The organism is Streptomyces sp. NPDC044719, assembly GCF_056433405.1.
This window is the reverse complement of record NZ_JBWKHE010000001.1, coordinates 728,520-749,832: the sequence shown is the minus strand read 5'-3', so window position 1 is coordinate 749,832 and position 21,313 is coordinate 728,520. Positions and strand designations below refer to the sequence as shown.

Here is a 21,313-nt window from a genome sequence, read left to right as displayed (position 1 = left end):
GGATGACGAACCATACGGATGTTCGGTTGCGATCAGCTGGGCGCCCCGGGCCGGTGCCGCACGTGCACGTGGCCCTCCCGGGGGTGGGCGGGCGGATGCGGAGGAAGGACGGTCGTGAGTATGTAGCGGCTCTTCTCCGCCACGCGGCAGGAGGCCGTGTTGTCCGCCTGGTGCAGGAGTTCGAGGCGGGTCAGGCCGTCGTGGGCGAAGGTGGTGAAGGCCCAGTCGGTCAGGGCGTGCAGGGCGCGCGGCGCGATGCCCCGGCCGCGTGCGTGCGCGGCCGTCCAGTAGCCGACCTCGGCGGACGCGGCGCCGGGGACGATGTCCTTGAGGACCACGTGGCCGGCCAACCGCCCGCCGGCGCCGGAGGGCTGGGCTTCCTCGACGGCGAACGCGTAGCGGCGGCCCTGCTCCCAGCCCTGCTGCTGCTCGCGCAGCCACCGCGCGGCGCCCGTGGCGTCGTCGACGGCGAAGGACGTCCAGCGGCGCAGGGCTTCGTCATGGCCCAGCGCGGCCAGTCCTGCGGCGTCCCCGGGGGTCCAGGGGCGCAGGACCAGGGCGGGGGCCGTCGGCGTGGCGTCCGCCCGGAGCCGTGCGGTGGGTATCGGCATGGGCTGAGCGTACGGTGGCGGCGGGCCGTTCTCAGAACAGGCTCAGCAGCGCCTCCGCCGGGTCCGTCAGGCGGGTCTCGCCGCCGGGCAGGGGGAGTTCGAACCAGACCGTCTTGCCTCGGGGCGTGCGCCGGGAGCCCCACGCGGCGCTGAGCAGGCCGACCAGCTGCAGGCCGCGGCCGCCCTCGTCGGTGTCGCGGGCCCGGCGGCGGCGGGGCTGGACCAGGCCGGAGTCCCAGACCTCACAGACCAGGGTCCGGTCGAGCAGCAGCCGGAGGCGGATCTCGCCCTCACCGTAGCGCAGGGCGTTGGTGACCAGCTCGCTGACCAGGAGCTCCGTGGTGTCGACGAGGGCTTCCATGTCCCAGCTGATCAGCTGGGCACGCGCGTACTCACGGGCCCGGCCCACACTGCGCGGCTCGCGCGGCAGGGTCCAGTCGCCCACGGACTCGTTCGGCAGACCCTGTACACGTGCCATCAGCAACGCGATGTCGTCCTCGCCGTGGTGGGTGTCGAGGGTGTTGAGGACGTGGTCGCAGACGTCCTCCAGCGGCTGGGCGGGGTCGGAGAGGGCGCTGACGAAGGCCTGGAGTCCCTCGTCCAGGGGATGGTCGCGGCTTTCGACCAGTCCATCCGTGTAGAGCGCGAGCAGAGCGCCCTCGGGGAGTTCGACCTCGACCTCCTCGAAGGGCTCGCCGCCGACCCCGAGCGGCATACCCGGCGGCACGTCGAGCATCAGGGCGGACTCGCCGGGTTCCACCAGGACGGGCGGCAGATGGCCCGCGTTGGCGAAGGTGCAGCGCCGGGTGACGGAGTCGTAGACGGCGTAGACACAGGTGGCGAGGTACACCTCCGAGAGGTCCGCCTCGCGGGGGCGGCGGGCCGCCCTCGTCGCCTGCTGGACACCCCCGGGGGCGCCGAGGCCGCGCGCGATCTCGTCCAACTGGGAGAGCACTTCGGCCGGTTCGAGGTCGAGCTGCGCCAGGGTCCGGACGGCCGTGCGGAGTTCGCCCATCGCGACGGCGGCGCGCAGGCCGCGGCCCATGACGTCGCCGACGACGAGCGCGGTGCGGTGCCCGGGGAGTTCGATGACGTCGAACCAGTCGCCGCCGACCTCGCTGGGCCGGCCAGTGTTGGCGTTGCCGGGCAGATAGCGGCAGGCGATGTCGAGGCCGGAGGCCTCCGGGTCGCCGGGCGGGAGCAGGGACCGTTGCAGTATCAACGCGCGCTCGTGCTCGCGCCGGTAGAGGCGGGCGTTGTCGATGCAGACGGCCGCGCGCGCCGCCAGCTCCACGGCGAGATCGCGGTCCCGGTCGCCGAACGGCTCGCTGCCCTTCGTACGGGCGAACTGCACGAGCCCGACGACGGTGTCATGGGCGACCATCGGCACGGCCAGCGTGGACTGCACGAGCCCCCCGTCCTCGCCGGGGACGAACTGGGGGCGGGCCGTGCGCAGGGCGTCCGCGCAGGGCGAGTTGAACGGGTAGTGGTGGACGGCGCCGACCGAGACGGGCACACCGCTGCCGGCGAAGGGCTCGTCGGAGACGGCACTGGCGAACGCCACCCGGCGCAGCTCGGCGCTGCCGTCGGCGAGCCCGGGCGGGGTCTCGTCGCCGGCCAGCAGGCCCTGGTAGAGGTCGACGGTGGCCAGATCGCAGAAGCCGGGCACGACCACGTCGAGGAGCTGCCTGGCCGTGGTCTCCAGGTCCAGGGAGTTGCCGATGCGGGCGCCGGCCTCGTTCAGCAGAGCCAGGTTGCGCCGGGCGGCGGCGGCCTCGCGGGCCGCGGCCCGGCGGGCGGTGATGTCGATCCCGAGCCAGGCGATCCCGATGGGACGGCCCGAACCGCTGTGTACGCGATAGAGGTTGACGGACCAGTGGCGGCGCTCGTCGGAGCCCGGCACGAATCCGGTGACGTGCATGTCGGTGATGGAACTGCCGGTCTCCAGCACCCGCCGCAGCGTGGCGGCGACCCGCTCGGCCTCGCCGCGCTGGAGGTAGTCGTGTACTCCCTTGCCGCGGTGGGCGTCGGGCTCGCCGCCGAAGATGGAGGCGAACCGCTGGTTGACGCGGCGGACCCGCAGGTCGGAGTCGATCAGCAGGAAACCGAACGGGGATTGACTGAAAATGGCCTGCGATGCGGCGAGGTCGGTCTCGATGCTGCGCAGGGTGCGGACGTCGACGACGATGCAGACGGCGGCCTTCTCGCCCTCCTCGGTGCGCGTCGGCATGACGTACACCTCGGCGAGCCCCTCATGACCGCATTCGCCCTCGGTGTCCTTGGGCATCCGGAAGGGCACCACACCGGTCCACTCGCGGCCGTCGAGGATCTCGGCCATCTTGCGCATGCCCCGCTCGCGATGGCGGGGATCGATGAACGCCTCGATGGGGTCCATGCCGACGGCGCGCCGCGCGGAGATGCCGAAGAGGTGCTCGGCGCGCAGGCTCCACTGGTCGACCAGCCCGTCGGGGCCGATCGAGAAGGACGCGACCTTGATGTAGTCGTAGATGGATCCCGGGGGACTGCTCTGCCACATGGCGTCCCCGGGCTGTACCCCGTCGGCCGCGAGCGCACCTCCCACCGCGGAGGCCAGGCCGTCCGCGGCCCTGGCCCTCGCGCCCTCCGACGGGTCCTCGGACTCCGTGGCCTTCGCTGGTATCTCGCTCACGCGAACCGTCCCCTCCAGCTCACCGCGTCCGGCACCGGTCACCGGGGGCGGCTGCCCGCAGTATCCAGCACTACGGTGCCGCACAACACGGTGTTCACGATCACAGCACGGTCCCGATGGTTTTCGGTCCGGACCGTGACAACACTTCCAGTCTTCTAACCAGCGGACACGTCGTCGAATCACGTCTACCGACAACCGCCACTGGCCTGAACCAATCGCTCGACAGTGACAGGGCGTACGTACACCGACTTTTCACCCCGGCACGGTGAGTTCGAACCACACCGTCTTGCCCGCGGCGCCGGGCCGGGTGCCCCAGCGGCGGCAGGAGGAGGCCACCAGTTGCAGTCCGCGGCCGCTCTCGTCCTCGGGCCGGGCGGCGCGTTCGCGGGGCGGGTCCGGGAGCGGGTCGGAGACCTCGACCCGCAGGACGCCGTCCAGGTCGGACGGGCGGAGCAGCCGGACCCCGATGGGGCCTGTGGCGTGTCGCAGGGCGTTGGTGACCAACTCGCTGACCAGCAACGCCGCGAGGTCGGCCAGGCTGTCGAGGTTCCAGCCGCGGAGTTGGCGGCGGACGACCTGGCGGGCGGTGCGCACGGCGCCGGGTGCGGCGGGAAAGGTCCACTCGGCGCGGTCACCTTCGGTGTCGGTCACGCCGATCACTTCCCAGACAGGAGGCCCGCCCATGTCCGGTTTCATGGGGTTAATGGGCACATACCCGGTATCTGGGGCGGAGTACCGTGCGGAGCAGCGCACAGTGGCACGAAAGGCACAGGGGGCGCCCGTACGGCGACCGCCCGGCACCGCACGCCCCCGGATGGCCTCAAGCGCCGGGCACTTCCTCCGCGCCCGGGCCTGAAGTGGTGAGGCCTTCGGCGGCTTCGAGGTGCGCGAGGGTCTGCCGTACGGCCGGGACGTCCTGGTCGAGCCAGTGCACGTCCCAGATCTCGCCCGGGCCGAGCCAGCGCAGCGCGTCGTGGTCCTCGAGGGGCTCGGGGGCGGCGGAGCCGGGTCGCAGCCGCGCGGTCCACACCTGCAGGACGTAGGGCGACTTCAGGGGCCACTCCCCCGGGACGCGCGCGCCGGCCTCGGCGTCGACGCCGAGTTCCTCGCGCAGCTCCCGCACCAGCGCCGCGTCGGCCGTCTCCCCGGGCTCGACCTTGCCACCGGGCAACTCCCAGCGCCCGGCCAGCTCGACGGGCGCACTGCGCCGGGCCGCCAGCAACCGCCCGTCGTCGACCAGCGCGGCACCCACGACGACGATCCGCTCACTCATGCCGGGAGCCTACGGGAGCGCGGCCGGACGGCGACTCCGGCCCCGGGCGCAGGCATCGGGCGCAGGCACCGAGCGCAGGCACCGGGCGTCAGTCGTGCGTCACGCCCGCCCCGTTCTGCCCCAGCCGCTCGACCCAGTACAGCTGTTTGTGACCGCGGCCGTCGAGGCTGTCCGCGATCTTCTGAGCCTCGGACCGGGTCGCGTACCGGCCCACCCGGTAGCGGTTGCCGTTGTCGTCCTCTCGTATCACGAGCCAGGGAAGAGTGACCGTGCTGTCGTTCATCGCGCCCCTCCACTTCCCACCCGCGGCCTGTGCCGTGCCCCACCCGCTAAGGAAACCGCAATGCGCATATGCCCGAGCCTACGCCTAACCTTCACGGAGCGAATACGGGTTTTCACAAAGAGGTACGCAACCAGCCAGAACGCAGGGGGCGCGCGCCAATGAACGCGCCGTCTGAGTGCCTCGGGACACCCGAGCGCGGGCATACCGCATACACCACTGTCGACCTGCGAAGACGACGACCGGTCAGGGAATACGGACCGCCCCGTTCGACGACGGCCGCCTCGGTGATCGTGTGAGCGGGGCGCGCAAGGAGCGCGCCCCGGGACGGATGTGAGCGTTCGCTACTTGACCGGAAGGTGGTAGGCGACCCGGTACCGATCGGCCGGAATCACCACGTCGGCCGTCTCGACCGGGCGGCCGGAGGCGTAGAACGTGCGATGGACGACCACGACCACATGACCGGGGACGCCACCCAGGACGAGCAGTTCCTCGGCGAGCCCCGGACGGGCGCCGACCTCCTCGGTGACGTTGTCCACGATCACCTCGATCGCGCGCATGCGCTCGACGACGCCCATGCCGCCGAGCGGCCCCTCCTCCGGCAGCATCACGGGCGTACGGCCCGTCACGGCGAGCGGCTCCCAGGACGTGGAGAGCATCATCGCCTCGCCGCCCTCGCGGAAGAGGTACTTCGTGCACATCACCCGGTCGCCCGGCTCGATGTCCAGGCGCTCGGCGACCGCGACACTCGCCTCGGACTGCTCACTGCTCGACTCCCAGGTGCCACGCCCGTCCCCGTCGGCCTGCTCCTGGCGGAACGGCGTGGCCCCGCCGGGCGGGCGGTAGCCGGAGCGGGAGACACGCCGGGGCACGGGCCGCTCGCGCACATACGTCCCCGAGCCGGAGCGGCCCTCGACCAGCCCCTCCGCCATGAGCACCTTGCGGGCCTCCAGGGCGACGGTGTCCGAGACTCCGTACTCCTGGCGAATTCTGGCCTGGGAGGGGAGACGGGTGTGGGGTGGCAGCTGACCCTCGACGATCTTCTGGCGGAGATCACCCGCGACGCGCAGATACGCCGGCTGCTCACCGAATGTCACTGGCCGCTCCCATCAGGTTGTACAGACAGCAACAGCGTGGCAACCGTAGGTTGTGCGGTGCAAGTAAAGGCCAGAGAATCACTCGATGTGATGACATGGTGGCCCTGAGGGCTTTACGCAGGCACTTTCTCCCCGCTATAGCCGCCGTCACACCTCGGCTTCGGAGTTGCCGCTCTCACTGTCGTCGAACGCCGGCGGGGTGGTGGCCAGCCCGAGGGCCTTGCGCGCGGTGACGATCTCCGGGCCGTCGACGTACGCGTACGCCTTCTCGTAGTGCGCGAAGTAGGTGTCCACGTCACCGGCCTCGCTCGCCTTCGACCACTCCTCGCGGGCGCCCTCCATCTCCTCGACCAGGTCGGCGACGGGCTTCCGGGCAGCCGACGGCCAGGAGTGGCCGCGCAGGGCCTCGATCTGTTCGCCGAGCACGTCGTGCACCTGCGTGGCCCAGGCCCGGCTTCCGGCGAGATCGTCCTCGGGGGACTTCTCCGGCTCCTCGTACAGCGCCGCGTCGACGGCGTTGGCCGTGGACAGGAAGACGACCTGGTCGGTGTCGAGCGTGGTGGGATCGTCGCGCAGGGAGCCGGTCAGCCGGGTCTTCGCGTCGGTGCTGCCGAAGACGCAGATGATCGCGCGGTCGCCGTAGCGCCAGGTCTCCCGGGACGGCATGAGGTAGTACACGTCGACGTCGGCCGGCATCGCCCAGGAGTCCATGGCGTACTGGCTCTGGAGCGCGTAGCACCTCTCGTCGGCGAGGTCGGTGACCTTGCCGTCGCCCGGGAAGGCGCCGCCCGGCAGCGTGACGACCCCGAACACCTCACCGTCGTGCCCGACTTCGCAGGAGACCGGGTCGACGTCGTAGGTGTCGCCCTCCAGACCGTCGGGCGCGTCGAAGCAGTCGCCCGTGCGCAGCGACAGGCTCTCGTTGCCCTGCGCGCCGTCCTCGAACTTCGCCCAGACCTCGGACGCGGTGCCCGTGGCCAGCACCACCCCCCACAGCACGGCTCCGACGGATGACAGCACCACCCCGGCGATCGCCATGCCCCGCCCGCTCTGCCCGGAGCGCCGGATCTGCCACAGCGCGACCAGCCCCAGGACGAGCCCCGCCACGGGCAGGAAGCAGAGCACACCGAGCACGAGAGCGGCCACGGCGAGCGCGTTGACGGAGACCGGAGTGCCGTAGGGACGGTGCGCCTGGGGCCAGTTGGCAGGCGGCCGGCCGTACGGGTCCTGGGGCTGCGGATTCCCAGGGGGCGGAGGTATCGACACGGGTACGGCGCTCCTGGCTGAGGCGGTGGGCGGGGGTCTGTCGTACGGCTGCGCGCATCGTAAGCGGGTGCGGCGGGGTATGGCGGCCGCGTTCAGCTCAACGGGCTTCAGGGCGGCGGCGTTCAGGTCGCCGGGCCGACCTGGCTGCCCCGGTGAGCGGCTCGGGCTTCTCCGGGACGGGCGGCTGCTGCTCACCCAGGGCGTCAAGGGCATCTCCAAGCACGCGGCCCAGCGCATGGCCCGGCGCGGCATCAGCCAGGAGATGGCCGCGCGTACGGTGAAGACCGGCACACAAGGCCGGGAACGTCGCGTCCGTCGGCCGCAACTGAGCCCGTTCCCGAGAGGCGAACCATGCACATCGAGTACGACCGCGAGAACGACACCGCGTATGTCTCTCTCGCCGAGCACATCGCGGACGGCGCCGCCGTCCGGCAGATCCCCGTCGCCGGGGTCGGGGCGGATGCCGAGGTCTTCCTCGACGTGGACGCGTCGGGCCGGCTCCTCGGCATCGAGGTCATCGGGGCGGGCGGTGCGTTGCCGGCCGAGGTACTGGAGCAGTACTCCTCGTCCGACTGACGGGCCGGGACCGTCGCGGGGGGGGCGGCCAAGGCCGGGGCCGTCGCGGACGGTTGCGCGGACGGTTAGGCCGGAAGGCCGGCACAGGCGGTCAGGGTCGTTGCTACGGCTTCTCCGTCACCCGTCGGCAGGCCTCCGCGTACGCCCGTACCAGCGGCCGTCGTCCGTCCTTGCGGCGCCAGGCCAGGACGTAGCGGCTGGGGGTGACACCGCGCACCGGGCGGGCCGTCACGCCGCCCAGGGTGAGCAGGGGGACGTTGCCCTCGGCCACCAGGCACACGCCGAGGCCGGCGGCTAGAGCCTCGTACGTCTCCTCCGTGCCGGCGATCTCCGCGCCGATCCTGGGCGGCCGGCCGTCACGCGCGTCCAGGGCGAGCCAGAAGTCGCGCAGCGGCCCCGTGCTCTCGGGCAGCGCGAGGAAGGGCTCGTCGAGCAGGTCCGCGAAGTCGATCTCGGCACGGCCGGCGAGGGGATGCGTCTCCGGCAGGGCGACCAGCAGCGGCTCCTCGGCGACGACCGTCCATGCGAAGCGGTCCTGGCCGGGCAGCGGCAGCCAGACGAAGGCGACGTCCGCGGCACCGTCGGCGAGGCCCGCGGTGGGGTCCTCCCAGTTGACCTGCCGGAGCCGTACGACGGCCTCCGGGTGCGCCGCCGTGAAGCGGGAGCGGATCGCGGGCAGCAGGCCGCCGCGGACCGGGCTGGTGCTCATACCCACCACCAGCGTGCTGCGCTGCGCCACCCGGGCCGACTCCACCGCGGCCGCTCCCTCCTCCCAGTCCGCAAGCACCCGCCGGGCGTGCGGCAGCAGTGCCGTACCCGCCTCGGTGAGGGCCACGCCGTGCCGGTCGCGCCGGAACAGCTCGACGCCCAACTGCCGCTCCAGGGCCCGGACCTGCTTGCTCAGGGCCGGCTGGGACACGTAGAGGCGCGCGGCGGCGCGGGTGAAGTGCAGTTCCTCGGCCACGGCCACGAAGTAGCGCAGGTCCCGTACATGGACGTCCATAACCATTGGTTATCACCTTAAGTCTTGGACGGGCGGGCGGGCCCGGCGAGAGGGTGAAGGGAGTGACGACACGAGACGGGGAGCTGGCATGAACAAGGTGTGGCTGATCACGGGTGCGAGCAGCGGCTTCGGGCGGGCGATCGCCGAGGCGGCCCTCGCGGCGGGCGATGTGGTGGTCGGCGCGGCCCGGCGCCCCGAGGCGCTGGACGACCTGGTCGCCGCCCACCCCGACCGGGTGGAGGCGCTGCGCCTGGACGTCGCCGACACCGGCGCCGCCGAGGCCGCCGTACGGGACATCGTGGCGCGGCACGGGCGGATCGACGTCCTGGTCAACAACGCGGGCCGGACGCATGTCGGGGCCTTCGAGGAGACCACCGAGGAGGAGCTGCGGGCGCTGTTCGACGTGCATGTCTTCGGCCCGGCCGCCCTCAGCAGGGCCGTGCTGCCGTACATGCGGGAGCGGCGCTCGGGCGCGATCGTGCAGATGAGCAGCATGGGCGGGCAGCTTTCCTTCGCCGGCTTCTCGGCGTACAGCGCGACGAAGTTCGCCCTGGAGGGCATGTCCGAGGGACTCGCGGACGAGGTCGCGGACTTCGGCATCAAGGTGCTGATCGTCGAGCCGGGCGCCTTCCGCACGAGTCTGTTCGAGACCGGGCGGGCCGGAGTCAGCGCGGACACCGGGGTGTACGGCAAGGTCAGCGAGACCCGTGGGGCCGTCGCCGGCGGTGACGGCGTCCAGCCCGGCGACCCGGCCAAGGCCGCCGCCCTCATCCTGGCCGCCCTGGACGCCGATCCGGCCCCGCTGCGCCTGCCCCTCGGCGACGACGGCGTCAGCGCGGTCCTCGGCCATCTCGACCAGGTGCGGGACGAGGTCGTGGCCTGGGAGAAGCGCACCCGGGACACGGGATTCGACGACTGACGGCCCGTCCGGCGAACTGACGCATATCCGACGGCATATCTGACGACACATCACAAGGGCCCTGCATGTCCGTGCAGGGCCCTTGTGCAATTCCTGTGGAGGCCTCAATCTTTCGGCTGACGCACAGGAGTCGTCCTCGGGTTGACATGACCATGACTCCAGGGTGGCTTCGACGGGCGTGCACCACACCCCACAGCGCACCACCGATCGAGGAGGACCCCTCAGATGGCAGTGATGCGTACTCCCCACGGATCCACCCGGCGAAGACTGGCCGCGCTCGGCGCGACGGCCACCGCGGCGCTCGTCGCGAGCCTCGTCTCCGCCCTCCCCGCCGGCGCGGCCCCGGTCGCCGCCGAGGGACACGTCCAGTACGAGGGCGCCGCGAACGCCGTCGCCGACAGCTACATCGTCACCCTGAAGACCGAGAAGGCCGGTTCCGCCGAGGGCCGCGCCCTGGCGCACAAGTACGGCGCCGAGATCGAGCGGACGTACACCAAGGCCCTGAACGGCTATGCCGTCGAGGCGTCCGAGTCCGAGGCGAAACGTCTCGCCGCCGACCCGGCCATCGCCTCCGTCGTCCAGGACAGGACCTACCGCATCACCGGGACGCAGCCCAGCCCGCCCTCCTGGGGCCTGGACCGCATCGACCAGAAGAACCTGCCGCTGAACAACTCGTACACCTACCCGGACTCGGCGGGCCAGGGCGTCACGGCGTACGTCATCGACACCGGCGTCCGCATCACCCACAGCGACTTCGGCGGACGCGCCTCCTACGGCTACGACGCCGTCGACAACGACAACACCGCCCAGGACGGCCACGGTCACGGCACACACGTCGCCGGCACCGTCGCCGGGAGCGCCTACGGCGTCGCCAAGCAGGCCAAGGTCGTCGGTGTCCGGGTGCTGAACAACTCAGGACAGGGCACCACCGCCCAGGTCGTCGCGGGCATCGACTGGGTCGCGCGGAACGCGGTCAAGCCGGCCGTCGCCAACATGTCCCTCGGCGGCCCCGCCGACACGGCCATCGACACCGCCGTACGCAACGCCGTCACCTCCGGGGTCACCTTCGTGGTCGCGGCGGGCAACGAGTCCACCAACGCCTCCACCCGGTCCCCGGCCCGGGTCACCGAGGCCGTCACGGTCGGCGCCACCACGTCGGGCGACGCGAAGGCGAGCTACTCCAACTACGGCACGGTGCTGGACCTGTTCGCGCCCGGCTCGTCCATCACCTCGGCCTGGAACTCGAGCGACTCGGCGACCAACACCATCTCCGGTACGTCGATGGCGAGCCCGCACGTCGCCGGAGCCGCCGCCCTGCATCTGGCCGACAACCCCACGGCCACTCCCGCGCAGGTCTCCGCCGCGCTGACGTCCGCAGCCACCACCGGTGTCGTCACCAGCCCCGGCAGCGGCTCCCCCAACCGCCTCCTGTACGTCGGCGGCGGTACGACCACCCCGCCCGGACCGCGCTTCGAGAACACCGCCGACCAACCCATCGCCGACAACGCCACCGCCGAGTCCCCGGTGACGGTCTCCGGCGTCTCCGGCAACGCGCCCTCGGCCCTGGCCGTCGAGGTCCACATCGTCCACACGTACATCGGCGATCTCCAGGTCCAGCTGATCGCCCCCGACGGCACGGCGTACACCCTGAAGGGGTACGGCACCGGCGGCAGTGCGGACAACATCGACACCACGTACTCCGTGAACGCCTCGGCCGAGGCGGCGAACGGCACGTGGACCCTCCGGGTGAGCGACAACGCCCGCCTGGACACCGGGCGGATCGACGCCTGGGCACTCCAGTTCTGATCCCCGTGTGCGAAGGGCCGTCAGTTCGCTGACGTGTCCGGTACGCAGGCGTCCTCGGCCGGGAGTCAGGCCCCGGCCGGGACGCCGAGCTCGGCGAGCAGGCCGCGCACGCGCCGCTCGATGGCGTCCCGGATCGGGCGGACGGCGTCGACGCCCTGTCCCGCCGGGTCGTCGAGCCGCCAGTCCAGGTACCGCTTGCCGGGGAAGACGGGGCAGGTGTCCCCGCAGCCCATGGTGATGACCACGTCGGACGCCTGGACCGCTTCGGGGGTGAGGATCTTCGGGGTCTCGGCGGAGATGTCGATCCCGGCCTCGTTCATCGCCTCCACGACGGCCTGGATCCCCGACCCGACGACCACGGCGACCAGGAGCCCGGTCCCGAGCGCTTCGGCGACGACACGGCGGCCGAGGGGCGGGGTCATGCGGTGGCTCCGGTGGCCACCGTGGCGGCCGTCCCGGCGGCGGACTCCGGCGCGCTCAGGAACGCGGCGATCCGGTCCAGGACACCGGGCAGCACCCAGTAGTACACCCACGTTCCGCGGCGCTCGCAGTCGATGAGACCGGCCTGGCGGAGCAGCTTGAGGTGGTGGGAGATCGTCGGCTGCGACAGATCGAAGGCCGGGGTCAGCTCGCAGACGCAGACCTCGCCGCCTTCCCCGCGCGAGGCGATCATCGACAGCAGCCGCAGCCGCACCGGGTCGCCCAGCGCCTTGAACACCTTCGCCAGCTCCCGGGCCCGTTCCTCGTCCAGCGGCGCGGTGGCCAGGCCCTCGCAGCAGGAGGCGTCCTGCCCGATCACCTCGAGCTCTTGTTTCGACATGCCTCTATGTTGACGTTTTTCGATTCAAGGCGCAAGGTTGTATCAACGAACGTCAATACAGCCCGCTTGGAGGCGACCGTCATGAGCGAACACTCCACCGACCTGCGCGAAACCGTCCGTCGTCGCTACGCCGAGGCAGCCGTGCGGGTGACCGCGGGCGGCACCGGCTGCTGCGGCCCCGAGCCGGTCGAGGTCGACGAGAACTTCGGTTCCACCCTCTACGCCGCCGACGAGCGCGACGCCCTGCCCGCCGAAGCGGTCGCCGCCTCCCTCGGCTGCGGCAACCCCACCGCCGTGGCCGAACTCCGCACCGGCGAGCGCGTGCTCGACCTCGGCTCCGGCGGCGGCATCGACGTCCTGCTCTCCGCCCGCCGCGTCGGCCCGACCGGCAAGGCGTACGGACTGGACATGACCGACGAGATGCTCGAACTCGCCCTGGCCAACGCCGAGAAGGCGGGCGCGACGAACGTCGAGTTCCTCAAGGGCACCATCGAGGCCGTCCCACTCCCCGCGAACACCATCGACGTGGTCATCTCCAACTGCGTGATCAACCTGTCCACCGACAAGCCGGCCGTGTTCGCCGAGACGTTCCGCGTGCTGAGGCCCGGCGGCCGGATCGGCGTCTCCGATGTCATCGCCGACGACGCCCTCGCCCCCGCCCAGCGTGCCGAGCGCGGTGACTACGCCGGCTGCGTCGCCGGCGCGCTGTCCTTCGCCGAGTACCGGCGGGGCCTGGAAGCCGCCGGTTTCACCGACGTGGAGATCACCCCGACCCACGCGGTGGCCGACGGCATGCACTCGGCGATCGTCCGCGCGACCAAGCCGCGCTGACGGGCCGGTGCCGTGCGGACCGGCCATGCGGTCTGTGCTGACCGGCCATGCCGCCTGTGCTGACCGTCCGGTGCCGCCGCGCGCAGTCCGGCGCGCTCAGTCCTTCCGACGGTCGGGGGCGGCAGCGGGCTCACCGGTGACCAGCGCCTCCTCGGTGGCGGCCCACGCGGCGAGCAGCTGGAGCGCGTCGTGGTCGGCGGAGCCGGGTGCGGCACTGTAGGCGGTGAGGGTGAGGCCGGGCTGGGCGGGCAGTTCCATGGCGTCGAAGTCGAGGGTGAGGACACCGATTTCGGGGTGGCGGAAGGACTTGCGGCCGGTGTGGTGCAGGCGCACGTTGTGCCTGGCCCAAGCCGTACGGAACTCCTCGCTGCGGGTGACCAGCTCGCCGATCAGGCCGGTCAGCCCGGTGTCGTGAGGGGCTCGTCCGGCCTCGGTCCGCAGCAGGGAGACGGTGGTGTGCAAGGACTCCTCCCAGTCGGGAAAGAAGTCGCGGCCACGGGCGTCGAGGAACTGGAACCGGGCGATGTTGACGGTCCGGGCGGTGCGGTCGGGGAACAGCGGGGAGTACAGGGCCCGGCCGAGGTGATTGGTCGCGAGGATGTCCAGGCGGCCGTTGCGGATGAAGGCCGGGGAGTCGGTCATCGACCGCAGGACGCGCAGGACACTGTCCGGCAGCGGGCCGCGGGCGCGTCCGGGGCGGCGGGCAGGGCGCTTGGCGGCGGCGCGGGCCAGGTCGAACAGATGGGCGCGCTCGGCGTCGTCGAGCTGGAGAGCGTTCGCCACGGCGTCCAGGACCTCCTCCGAGGCACCGGCGAGGTGACCGCGTTCGAGGCGGACGTAGTAGTCGATGCTGACGCCGGCGAGCAGCGCGACCTCTTCCCGACGCAGGCCCGGCACCCGCCGATTTCCCCCGTAGGCGGGCAGCCCCGCCTGCCGGGGCGTGATCTTGGCCCGGCGGGATCTCAGAAATTCGCGGGCGTCGCTCTCGGTGCTCACACGTTTCAGGCTAGGCGGGACGTCCCACGGCTGGGGGGTCCTGCCAGTACCTGTAACGGCAGCCCCTTCTCCACCCACCCGGGCCGCGTTTTCCTCGATATCGACAGCTGAGCGAAGTCCGCACAGTCCGTCTTGATCGAGGAGCAACTCTCATGCCGAAGCAGTCCGCACCCCAGGAGCTTGCCGGGATCGCGCCCAAGCTCGTCGAGGTCACCGACGAGGTCCTGTTCGGTGACGTCTGGGAGCGGCCCGGGCTCTCCCCGCGCGACCGCAGCCTGGTGACCGTGAGCGTGCTGGCCGCCCTGTACCGCGGCGAGCAGCTCGGCTACCACCTCGGTGTGGCCCTGGACAACGGCCTGAGCTGCGAGGAGCTGTCCGAGGCGATCACGCACCTGGCCTTCTACGCGGGCTGGCCCAACGCCATGACCGCGATCACCAAGCTCAAGCAGATCACCGACGCGCGAGACGCCTGACGACAGGAGCGAACCCATGGAACACATCACCGACACCCCCACCCTCAGGGCCCCGGCCGAGCGCTTCACCGGCGACGTCTACCTCAACATGATCGAGACCCCCGCCGAACCGGCCCGCCTGGCCGCCGCCCTGGTGCGGTTCACCCCCGGCGCCCGCACCAACTGGCACTCCCACGCCTTGGGCCAGCTCCTGCACATCACCGACGGCGTCGGCCTGGTCGGCACCCGAGACGGCAACGTCATCCGCGTCAGCGCCGGCGAAACCGTCAAGTGCCCTCCGAACGAAGAGCACTGGCACGGCGCCACCGACACCAACCTCCTGGCCCACATCGCCCTGGTCGTCGGCACCCCCACGGGCGACGGCACGACCTGGCTGGAGCCGGTGACGGACGACCAGTACACGACGGCGCTCGCCGGCGTTGCGGGCTGACGAGCCCAGAACCAGACTGACGGGGACGGACGGCCCAACGTTCAGTAGTGATAGCGCGCCGCGAGGATCACGATCTCCTTGTCCGTGACCAGGTAGACCAGGCGGTGCTCGTCGTCGATCCGCCTCGACCACGCCCCGGGCAAGTGGTACTTGAGGGGCTCGGGCTTGCCGATCCCCGTGAAGGGGTCCCGCTCCACGTCCTCGATGAGCTTGTTGATGCGAGCGAGCATCTTGCGGTCGTTCTTGAGCCAGGACGTGTAGTCCTCCCAGCCCTGGTCCTCGAAGACAAGCCTCACTCGGCACCCGTGTCCGGGGCCGCGGTATCAGGATCGATCAGCTCGCGCTCCGACACGTTGAGGTTGCCCAGGGCATTCTCGTACGCCTTGAGCAGCCGCCGAGCGTTGGCAGGCGAGCGCAGCAGGTACGAGCCCTCGCGCAGCGCCGCGTAATCCTCGGCCGAGACGAGTACGGCGTTGCCGTGCTTGGAGACGATCTCGATGGCCTCGTGATCGTCGTTGACCTTCTTGATCAGCGGAAAGAGAGCCTTGCGGGCTTCGCTCGCAGTTATCGACACGGCACGACTCCCTACATCAAAGTGGTACCGGATAATGTACCACTCACCGCCAGCGCCATCCCCGCACGCAAAACAGCTGGGGGTCGACCCCCGGACGGGTCGACCCCCAGCTGACCTGCATGTTTGCCAGGTCTTGGTACCACTCACACGTTGAAGCGGAACTCCACCACATCCCCGTCCTGCATCACATACTCCTTGCCCTCCATGCGCGCCTTGCCCTTCGCGCGGGCCTCCGCCACCGAGCCCGTCTCCACCAGGTCGTCGAAGGAGATGACCTCCGCCTTGATGAAGCCCTTCTGGAAGTCGGTGTGGATGACGCCGGCCGCCTCGGGGGCCGTGGCGCCCTTCTTGATGGTCCAGGCGCGGGATTCCTTGGGGCCGGCCGTGAGGTAGGTCTGGAGGCCGAGGGTGTTGAAGCCGACGTGGGCGAGGGTGGCGAGGCCGGGCTCGTCCTGGCCGACGGACTGGAGGAGTTCGAGGGCCTCGTCGTCGTCGAGCTCGGCGAGGTCCGCCTCCAGCTTGGCGTTGAGGAAGATCGCCTCGGCCGGCGCGACCAGGGCGCGCTGCTCGTTCTTGAAGTCCTCGTCGGTCAGCTCGTCCTCGTCGACGTTGAAGACGTAGAGGAAGGGCTTCGTGGTCAGCAGGTGCAGGTCGTGCAGCAGCTCGTTGCGCTCGGTGCCCTGGACGATGCCGTGGGCGAAGAGCGTGTCGCCCTTCTCCAGGATCTCCTTGGCCTCCTCGACGGCCTTGACCTTCGGGGCGATGTCCTTCTTGATGCGCGACTCCTTCTGGAGGCGCGGGAGGACCTTCTCGATGGTCTGGAGGTCCGCCAGGATCAGCTCGGTGTTGATCGTCTCGATGTCGTCCTTGGGCGAGACCTTGCCGTCCGCATGCACGACGTTCTCGTCCGCGAAGGCACGGATGACCTGGCAGATCGCGTCCGACTCACGGATGTTCGCCAGGAACTTGTTGCCCAGGCCCTCACCCTCGGACGCGCCGCGCACGATCCCCGCGATGTCGACGAAGTCGACCGTGGCCGGGAGGACCTTCTCCGACTTGAAGATCTCGGCCAGCTTGCCGAGCCGCGGGTCGGGGACGCCGACGACGCCCACGTTCGGCTCGATGGTGGCGAACGGGTAGTTGGCCGCCAGCACGTCGTTCTTGGTCAGGGCGTTGAACAGGGTCGACTTGCCGACATTCGGCAGACCGACGATTCCGATCGTGAGCGACACGTTGCGACTTCCCGTGAGTGGAGAGGGCCAGGAGGCCAGGGGACCGGCCGATCCACCAGTCTACGGCGTACCCGCAACCGGCCCGGCGACCTGTCGAACGCTTGGCCAAGCCCCGGCCCACGGCGTGTCTGAGGGGCGATTCGGCACATTAAACGACCTACGTTGGTGCAGTGGAGCAATACAGGACGCGACCTGCCCGGTACGGACCGCGACGCGACCGGCCGAGATCGTCCCTGCCGCCCCAGTCGAATCGAGGGGCGGAGGGTGAGGAGGCGGTGCGAGCGGAGCGGGGAGAGCGGGCGCCGGGGGCGCAGCGCCGTCCGGCGGCGGTACGGCGGACCGCGTCCGCGTCGGGGGCCCCCACTGCGGGACAGCTGCCGAATCCCCGGCTGACCGGGCTGGGCAGCGGATTGTTCTGCGGGGTGGTGATGTTCCTGCTCGGCGGGCTGTGCTCGGTGCTGTTCGGGGCGTCGCTGACGGCGTACGGCGTGCTGTTCGTGCCGGTGTGCGTGCTGACCGCCGTCTGGGTGAGGCGGGGGGATCTCATGATCGCGCCCGTCGTGGTGCCGATCGCGTTCGCCGTCGGGCTGCTGCCGATGGCCGACGGCGACGGAGGAACCGGCGGCAGGCTGATGGGGCTGGTGACGGCGCTCGCCACGCAGGCCGGGTGGCTGTACGGGGGGACCCTCGTCGCCGGGGTCATCGTCATCGTCCGGCGGATCCGGCTGGTGCACCGGCGACGGACGGCGGCTGCCGGGCCCCGTCCGCCCGTGTGACACCTGCCGGTGTGGTGCCCGCCCTTTGACGCCCGCCGGGCCCTAGTGCCCGGCCGCGCGCATCGCCGCCCCCACGATCCCCGCGTTGTTCTGCAGCTGCGCCGGGACGATCTCCGCCTCGATGCCCTCGATGTGGGGCAGGAACTTGTGGGACTTGCGGCTGACGCCACCGCCGATGATGAACAGCTCCGGCGAGAACAGCATCTCGACGTGGGCGAGGTACTTGCGCACGCGGTGCGACGCCCAGTGCTCCCACGTCATGTCGTGGTCCTCACGGGCCTTGCTGGAGGCCCGCTTCTCCGCGTCGTGCCCGTCGAGCTCCAGATGGCCGAGCTCGGTGTTGGGGACGAGGACGCCGTCGACGAAGACCGCGCTGCCGATGCCCGTGCCGAGAGTGAGCACGATCACCGTGCCGTGGCGGCCGCGGCCGGCGCCGAAGTGCATCTCGGCGACGCCCGCCGCGTCCGCGTCGTTCACCACCGTCACCGGCAGGCCGCCCAGCCGCTCGCCGAGCAGCGCGCGGGCGTCGGTGTCGATCCAGCTGTCGTCGACGTTGGCCGCCGTGCGGATCACGGCTCCGTCGGTGACCACGCCGGGGAAGGTGACCCCGATGGGCCCCGTCCAGCCGAAGTGGTCGACGACCTGCTTGACGCCGTCGGCCACCCCGTCCGGCGTGGCCGGGTGCGGGGTGAGGACCTTGTGGCGCTCCTGCGCCAGGTCACCCTTGTCCAGGTCCACCGGGGCGCCCTTGATCCCGGAACCACCGATGTCCACACCGAAGATCTGCATGGCCCTACGCTACGACGAACGACTGACAGTCACAGGCCGGACGGCGGTCGCTGCCCGGCCCGTTCGCGATCACTCCCCGGAATTTTCACCGGTCCCGGCACCGGCCTCGGTACCCGTCCCGGCCTCGGTCCCCGTTCCGGTCCCGGTCCCCGTACCCGCCCCGCCGCGCTCGGCGGCCAGCGTCGCCGCCTCCTCGCGCAGGTCGCGGCGCAGCTCCTTCGGCAGGGAGAACGTGATGGACTCCTCGGCCGCCTTGACGATCTCGACGTCCTCAAAGCCGCGCTGCGAGAGCCACTCCAGGACCTGCTCGACCAGGACCTCCGGGACGGAGGCACCCGAGGTGACACCGACTGTGGAGACGCCCTCCAGCCAGGACTCGTCGATCTCGTCGGCGAAGTCCACGAGGTACGCCTCGCGCGCACCCGCGATCTTGGCGACCTCCACGAGCCGCTTGGAGTTGGAGGAGTTGCGGGAGCCGACCACGATCACCAGCTCCGACTCGGCGCCCATCTGCTTCACGGCCAGCTGACGGTTCTGCGTGGCGTAGCAGATGTCGTCGCTGGGCGGGGAGATGAGCTGCGGGAACTTCTCCTGCAGCGCGTCGACGGTCTCCATGGTCTCGTCGACGGACAGTGTGGTCTGGGAGAGCCAGACGACCTTGGACGGGTCGCGGACCTCCACCTTCGCGACATCGCCCGGCCCGTCGACCAGCTGGATGTGCTCGGGGGCCTCACCGGAGGTGCCGATGACCTCCTCGTGGCCCTCGTGGCCGATCAGGAGGATGTCGTAGTCCTCGTTGGCGAACCGGACGGCTTCCTTGTGGACCTTGGTGACCAGGGGGCAGGTGGCGTCGATGGTGGCGAGGCGGCCGCGCTCGGCCTCCTCGTGGACGACAGGGGCAACGCCGTGTGCGGAGAACATGACGATGTTCCCCGGGGGCACTTCCTCCGTCTGCTCGACGAAGATCGCGCCCTTCTTCTCCAGGGTCTGCACGACGTACTTGTTGTGGACGATCTCATGCCGGACGTAGACCGGAGCCCCGTACTGCTCCAGCGCTTTCTCGACGGCGATGACGGCGCGGTCCACACCCGCGCAGTAGCCACGGGGGGCGGCGAGCAGGACACGGCGGCCAGGCGAAGCAGACATGCGTCCCATCGTAAGGCCGCGTTCGCCGGGTCAAAGATCGCGTCCGTGCGGAGTCCCCGGGAAGACTGAGAGGGCGCGAGGTGAGTGACGCGGGCGGAGGGGCCGACGGAGGGGACACGATGCCGGAGACCGGGACGGCGGCGGCCCCCGCGGCCGACGGGGAACACACGCCGCGGCGCAGTCCCGGCTTCCGGGACCTGGTCGTCCACGGCCTGAACACCTCACCGAGCGGTTGAGCGGCGTTGTCAGCGGCGCCCACTACTCTCGCGGGCATGGCTGTGAACACGTCCGCGGAATCCCCGCTCCCCGTCGGTGAGGTGTCGCGGCTCATCGGGGGATGGATCGACCGGCTCGGGGCCGTGTGGGTCGAGGGGCAGATCACACAGTTGTCGCGGCGGCCGGGCGCCGGTGTGGTGTTCCTGACGCTGCGCGACCCGTCGTACGACATCTCCGTCGGCGTCACCTGCTACCGGCAGGTGTTCGACGCCGTCGCGGACATGGTGAGCGAGGGCGCCCGGGTGGTCGTCCTCGCCAAGCCGGAGTGGTACGCCCCGCGTGGGCAGCTGTCGCTGCGGGCCGCCGAGATAAGGCCCGTCGGCGTCGGTGAGCTGCTCGCGCGTCTGGAGCAGCTGAAGAAGACCCTCGCGCGGGAGGGGTTGTTCGCGCCCGAGCGGAAGAAGCCGCTGCCGTTCCTGCCGCAGCTCGTGGGGCTGGTCTGCGGTCGGGCCTCGGCCGCCGAGCGCGACGTCCTGGAGAACGCCCGGCACCGCTGGCCCGCCGTCCGCTTCGAGGTGCGCAACGTCGCCGTGCAGGGCGTGCACGCCGTGCCGCAGGTCGTGCAGGCCGTGAAGGAGCTCGACGCGATCGAGGACGTGGACGTGATCATCGTCGCGCGGGGCGGCGGCAGTGTGGAGGATCTGCTGCCGTTCTCCGACGAGCAGCTGATCCGGACGGTCTCCCAGTGCCGTACGCCCGTGGTGTCCGCGATCGGGCACGAGCCCGACAACCCGCTGCTCGACCACGTCGCCGACCTGCGCGCCTCCACCCCGACCGACGCGGCCAAGAAGGTCGTACCGGACGTCGGCGAGGAGTACGAGCGGGTGCGGCTGCTGCGGGACCGGGCGCGGCGGTGCGTGGCGGCGCTGGTCGAGCGGGAGGAGCGCGGGCTGGCCCATGCCCTCGCTCGGCCGTCGATAGAGGACCCGCACCGGATGATCGACGAGCGCGCCGACCACGTGGCGGACCTGCTGGACCGGGGCCGGCGCTGTCTGCGGCACCAGCTCGACCGGGCCGACTCGGAGCTGACGCACACGCACGCGCGCGTGGTGGCCCTCTCCCCCGCCGCGACCCTGAAGCGCGGCTATGCCGTGCTGCAGAAGGCGGACGGGCACGCGGTCCGCGACCCGGGCGAGGTGGAGGCCGGCGAGGCGCTGCGCGCCCGGGTCTCCGAGGGTGAGTTCTCCGTACGAGTGGACACATAGGGTGGGTGGATGACCAGCGAGGTTGATGAGGCGCCGGACATGACCGAGGCGCTCGGGTACGAGCAGGCGCGGGACGAGCTGATCGAGGTCGTCCGGCGTCTGGAGGCGGGCGGTACGACGCTGGAGGAGTCCCTCGCGCTCTGGGAGCGCGGCGAGGAGCTGGCCAAGGTCTGCCGGCGCTGGCTGGACGGGGCGCGGGCGCGGCTGGACGCGGCGCTGGCCGAGGAGGCCGCGGAGGACGAGGACACCGAGTAGACCGGGCCGGC

Annotated in this window: 25 protein-coding genes; 9 read left to right on the top strand and 16 right to left on the bottom strand. The window is 71.2% G+C overall.

From position 1 onward, the window contains the following. Positions 1-32: 32 nt before the first annotated feature. The 7 genes from AC07DF_RS03575 to AC07DF_RS03545 form a co-directional block, all read right to left on the bottom strand. Positions 33-611 carry a GNAT family N-acetyltransferase gene (locus AC07DF_RS03575; protein WP_478966525.1) on the bottom strand — a complete coding sequence of 193 codons (579 nt, stop codon included), beginning with the start codon at positions 609-611 and terminating at the stop codon, positions 33-35. A gap of 31 nt (positions 612-642) precedes the next feature. Then, on the bottom strand, positions 643-3,279 hold the full coding sequence (locus AC07DF_RS03570) for a SpoIIE family protein phosphatase (protein ID WP_478966523.1): 2,637 nt from the start codon (positions 3,277-3,279) through the stop codon (positions 643-645). Positions 3,280-3,531: 252 nt separating this feature from the next. Then, positions 3,532-3,975 carry an ATP-binding protein gene (locus AC07DF_RS03565; RefSeq protein WP_478966521.1) on the bottom strand — a complete coding sequence of 148 codons (444 nt, stop codon included), beginning with the start codon at positions 3,973-3,975 and terminating at the stop codon, positions 3,532-3,534. A gap of 124 nt (positions 3,976-4,099) precedes the next feature. After that, positions 4,100-4,552 carry a (deoxy)nucleoside triphosphate pyrophosphohydrolase gene (locus AC07DF_RS03560; protein ID WP_478966519.1) on the bottom strand — a complete coding sequence of 151 codons (453 nt, stop codon included), beginning with the start codon at positions 4,550-4,552 and terminating at the stop codon, positions 4,100-4,102. Between the two features lie 88 nt (positions 4,553-4,640). Next, positions 4,641-4,835 carry an SPOR domain-containing protein gene (locus tag AC07DF_RS03555; RefSeq protein WP_382490312.1) on the bottom strand — a complete coding sequence of 65 codons (195 nt, stop codon included), beginning with the start codon at positions 4,833-4,835 and terminating at the stop codon, positions 4,641-4,643. A gap of 341 nt (positions 4,836-5,176) precedes the next feature. Beyond that, positions 5,177-5,929, bottom strand: a complete 753-nt coding sequence (locus AC07DF_RS03550) for a GntR family transcriptional regulator (protein ID WP_478966517.1) — start codon at positions 5,927-5,929, stop codon at positions 5,177-5,179. Positions 5,930-6,076: 147 nt separating this feature from the next. Further along, the gene (locus AC07DF_RS03545) at positions 6,077-7,195 is read right to left on the bottom strand and encodes a DUF4190 domain-containing protein (RefSeq protein ID WP_478966515.1); all 1,119 of its coding nucleotides are present in this window, start codon (positions 7,193-7,195) and stop codon (positions 6,077-6,079) included. Positions 7,196-7,546: 351 nt separating this feature from the next. Here AC07DF_RS03545 and AC07DF_RS03540 point away from each other — a divergent pair, with 351 nt between their 5' ends. Continuing rightward, complete coding sequence (locus tag AC07DF_RS03540; RefSeq protein WP_478966513.1) at positions 7,547-7,771, top strand: DUF2283 domain-containing protein; 225 nt, start codon at positions 7,547-7,549, stop codon at positions 7,769-7,771. A 103-nt stretch (positions 7,772-7,874) separates the two neighbouring features. Here AC07DF_RS03540 and AC07DF_RS03535 read toward each other — a convergent pair whose 3' ends face one another. Continuing rightward, positions 7,875-8,780, bottom strand: coding sequence for a LysR family transcriptional regulator (locus tag AC07DF_RS03535; protein WP_478966511.1), 906 nt, complete (start codon positions 8,778-8,780; stop codon positions 7,875-7,877). Positions 8,781-8,862: 82 nt separating this feature from the next. Here AC07DF_RS03535 and AC07DF_RS03530 point away from each other — a divergent pair, with 82 nt between their 5' ends. Together AC07DF_RS03530 and AC07DF_RS03525 are read left to right on the top strand one after the other, a co-directional pair. Continuing rightward, positions 8,863-9,693 carry an oxidoreductase gene (locus AC07DF_RS03530; protein WP_478966509.1) on the top strand — a complete coding sequence of 277 codons (831 nt, stop codon included), beginning with the start codon at positions 8,863-8,865 and terminating at the stop codon, positions 9,691-9,693. A gap of 225 nt (positions 9,694-9,918) precedes the next feature. Further along, positions 9,919-11,499, top strand: coding sequence for a S8 family peptidase (locus AC07DF_RS03525; protein WP_478966507.1), 1,581 nt, complete (start codon positions 9,919-9,921; stop codon positions 11,497-11,499). 65 nt (positions 11,500-11,564) lie between these two features. On the opposite strand, the gene AC07DF_RS03520 is transcribed toward AC07DF_RS03525, so the two are convergent. Next, positions 11,565-11,921: an arsenate reductase/protein-tyrosine-phosphatase family protein gene (locus AC07DF_RS03520; RefSeq protein WP_478966505.1), complete on the bottom strand. Its 357-nt coding sequence runs from the start codon at positions 11,919-11,921 to the stop codon at positions 11,565-11,567. Next, positions 11,918-12,319 (bottom strand): ArsR/SmtB family transcription factor, encoded by a 402-nt coding sequence (locus AC07DF_RS03515; protein WP_478966503.1) that lies wholly within the window; start codon positions 12,317-12,319, stop codon positions 11,918-11,920. Before AC07DF_RS03515 ends, AC07DF_RS03520 begins: the two co-directional genes overlap by 4 nt. A gap of 81 nt (positions 12,320-12,400) precedes the next feature. On the opposite strand from AC07DF_RS03515, the gene arsM reads away from it, so the two are divergent. Further along, positions 12,401-13,150, top strand: coding sequence for an arsenite methyltransferase (arsM, locus tag AC07DF_RS03510; protein WP_478966501.1), 750 nt, complete (start codon positions 12,401-12,403; stop codon positions 13,148-13,150). Between the two features lie 96 nt (positions 13,151-13,246). Here arsM and AC07DF_RS03505 read toward each other — a convergent pair whose 3' ends face one another. Then, positions 13,247-14,146 carry a helix-turn-helix transcriptional regulator gene (locus tag AC07DF_RS03505; RefSeq protein WP_478966499.1) on the bottom strand — a complete coding sequence of 300 codons (900 nt, stop codon included), beginning with the start codon at positions 14,144-14,146 and terminating at the stop codon, positions 13,247-13,249. A 152-nt stretch (positions 14,147-14,298) separates the two neighbouring features. On the opposite strand from AC07DF_RS03505, the gene AC07DF_RS03500 reads away from it, so the two are divergent. Further along, positions 14,299-14,619 carry a carboxymuconolactone decarboxylase family protein gene (locus AC07DF_RS03500; protein ID WP_478966497.1) on the top strand — a complete coding sequence of 107 codons (321 nt, stop codon included), beginning with the start codon at positions 14,299-14,301 and terminating at the stop codon, positions 14,617-14,619. Between the two features lie 16 nt (positions 14,620-14,635). Beyond that, entirely contained in the window at positions 14,636-15,049 is a 414-nt protein-coding gene (locus tag AC07DF_RS03495) for a (R)-mandelonitrile lyase (RefSeq protein ID WP_478966495.1), read from the top strand. Between the two features lie 41 nt (positions 15,050-15,090). Here AC07DF_RS03495 and AC07DF_RS03490 read toward each other — a convergent pair whose 3' ends face one another. The 3 genes from AC07DF_RS03490 to ychF all read right to left on the bottom strand — a co-directional run bounded on the left by AC07DF_RS03490 (position 15,091) and on the right by ychF (position 16,855). Next, on the bottom strand, positions 15,091-15,345 hold the full coding sequence (locus AC07DF_RS03490; protein WP_478966493.1) for a Txe/YoeB family addiction module toxin: 255 nt from the start codon (positions 15,343-15,345) through the stop codon (positions 15,091-15,093). Beyond that, complete coding sequence (locus AC07DF_RS03485) at positions 15,342-15,623, bottom strand: type II toxin-antitoxin system Phd/YefM family antitoxin (RefSeq protein WP_478966491.1); 282 nt, start codon at positions 15,621-15,623, stop codon at positions 15,342-15,344. The genes AC07DF_RS03490 and AC07DF_RS03485 overlap by 4 nt, the downstream gene beginning before the upstream one ends. Before the next feature lie 143 nt (positions 15,624-15,766). Beyond that, positions 15,767-16,855 (bottom strand): redox-regulated ATPase YchF, encoded by a 1,089-nt coding sequence (ychF, locus tag AC07DF_RS03480; RefSeq protein ID WP_478966489.1) that lies wholly within the window; start codon positions 16,853-16,855, stop codon positions 15,767-15,769. Between the two features lie 170 nt (positions 16,856-17,025). On the opposite strand from ychF, the gene AC07DF_RS03475 reads away from it, so the two are divergent. Then, positions 17,026-17,631 (top strand): DUF6542 domain-containing protein, encoded by a 606-nt coding sequence (locus tag AC07DF_RS03475; RefSeq protein WP_478966487.1) that lies wholly within the window; start codon positions 17,026-17,028, stop codon positions 17,629-17,631. Positions 17,632-17,673: 42 nt separating this feature from the next. On the opposite strand, the gene ppgK is transcribed toward AC07DF_RS03475, so the two are convergent. Beyond that, on the bottom strand, positions 17,674-18,420 hold the full coding sequence (gene ppgK / locus AC07DF_RS03470) for a polyphosphate--glucose phosphotransferase (protein ID WP_478966485.1): 747 nt from the start codon (positions 18,418-18,420) through the stop codon (positions 17,674-17,676). Between the two features lie 69 nt (positions 18,421-18,489). Then, a complete protein-coding gene (locus AC07DF_RS03465) occupies positions 18,490-19,575 on the bottom strand; it encodes a 4-hydroxy-3-methylbut-2-enyl diphosphate reductase (RefSeq protein ID WP_478966483.1) in 1,086 nt (361 codons plus the stop codon). A 263-nt stretch (positions 19,576-19,838) separates the two neighbouring features. On the opposite strand from AC07DF_RS03465, the gene xseA reads away from it, so the two are divergent. Both xseA and AC07DF_RS03455 read left to right on the top strand, forming a co-directional pair. After that, on the top strand, positions 19,839-21,047 hold the full coding sequence (gene xseA / locus AC07DF_RS03460; RefSeq protein ID WP_478966481.1) for an exodeoxyribonuclease VII large subunit: 1,209 nt from the start codon (positions 19,839-19,841) through the stop codon (positions 21,045-21,047). 9 nt (positions 21,048-21,056) lie between these two features. Continuing rightward, positions 21,057-21,302, top strand: a complete 246-nt coding sequence (locus AC07DF_RS03455) for an exodeoxyribonuclease VII small subunit (protein ID WP_478966479.1) — start codon at positions 21,057-21,059, stop codon at positions 21,300-21,302. Positions 21,303-21,313: the final 11 nt, after the last annotated feature.

Excerpts from the sequence above, each read along its gene's own strand:
- AC07DF_RS03575 (WP_478966525.1), bottom strand. The coding sequence starts at position 611 with ATGCCGATACCCACCGCACGGCTCCGGGCGGACGCCACGCCGACGGCC.
- AC07DF_RS03455 (WP_478966479.1), top strand. The coding sequence starts at position 21,057 with ATGACCAGCGAGGTTGATGAGGCGCCGGACATGACCGAGGCGCTCGGG.
- AC07DF_RS03500 (WP_478966497.1), top strand. The coding sequence starts at position 14,299 with ATGCCGAAGCAGTCCGCACCCCAGGAGCTTGCCGGGATCGCGCCCAAG.
- AC07DF_RS03560 (WP_478966519.1), bottom strand. The coding sequence starts at position 4,552 with ATGAGTGAGCGGATCGTCGTCGTGGGTGCCGCGCTGGTCGACGACGGG.
- AC07DF_RS03520 (WP_478966505.1), bottom strand. The coding sequence starts at position 11,921 with ATGACCCCGCCCCTCGGCCGCCGTGTCGTCGCCGAAGCGCTCGGGACC.
- AC07DF_RS03515 (WP_478966503.1), bottom strand. The coding sequence starts at position 12,319 with ATGTCGAAACAAGAGCTCGAGGTGATCGGGCAGGACGCCTCCTGCTGC.
- AC07DF_RS03540 (WP_478966513.1), top strand. The coding sequence starts at position 7,547 with ATGCACATCGAGTACGACCGCGAGAACGACACCGCGTATGTCTCTCTC.
- AC07DF_RS03530 (WP_478966509.1), top strand. The coding sequence starts at position 8,863 with ATGAACAAGGTGTGGCTGATCACGGGTGCGAGCAGCGGCTTCGGGCGG.
- AC07DF_RS03465 (WP_478966483.1), bottom strand. The coding sequence starts at position 19,575 with ATGGGACGCATGTCTGCTTCGCCTGGCCGCCGTGTCCTGCTCGCCGCC.
- AC07DF_RS03525 (WP_478966507.1), top strand. The coding sequence starts at position 9,919 with ATGGCAGTGATGCGTACTCCCCACGGATCCACCCGGCGAAGACTGGCC.
- xseA (WP_478966481.1), top strand. The coding sequence starts at position 19,839 with ATGGCTGTGAACACGTCCGCGGAATCCCCGCTCCCCGTCGGTGAGGTG.
- ppgK (WP_478966485.1), bottom strand. The coding sequence starts at position 18,420 with ATGCAGATCTTCGGTGTGGACATCGGTGGTTCCGGGATCAAGGGCGCC.
- AC07DF_RS03565 (WP_478966521.1), bottom strand. The coding sequence starts at position 3,975 with ATGAAACCGGACATGGGCGGGCCTCCTGTCTGGGAAGTGATCGGCGTG.
- AC07DF_RS03535 (WP_478966511.1), bottom strand. The coding sequence starts at position 8,780 with ATGGTTATGGACGTCCATGTACGGGACCTGCGCTACTTCGTGGCCGTG.
- AC07DF_RS03495 (WP_478966495.1), top strand. The coding sequence starts at position 14,636 with ATGGAACACATCACCGACACCCCCACCCTCAGGGCCCCGGCCGAGCGC.
- arsM (WP_478966501.1), top strand. The coding sequence starts at position 12,401 with ATGAGCGAACACTCCACCGACCTGCGCGAAACCGTCCGTCGTCGCTAC.
- AC07DF_RS03555 (WP_382490312.1), bottom strand. The coding sequence starts at position 4,835 with ATGAACGACAGCACGGTCACTCTTCCCTGGCTCGTGATACGAGAGGAC.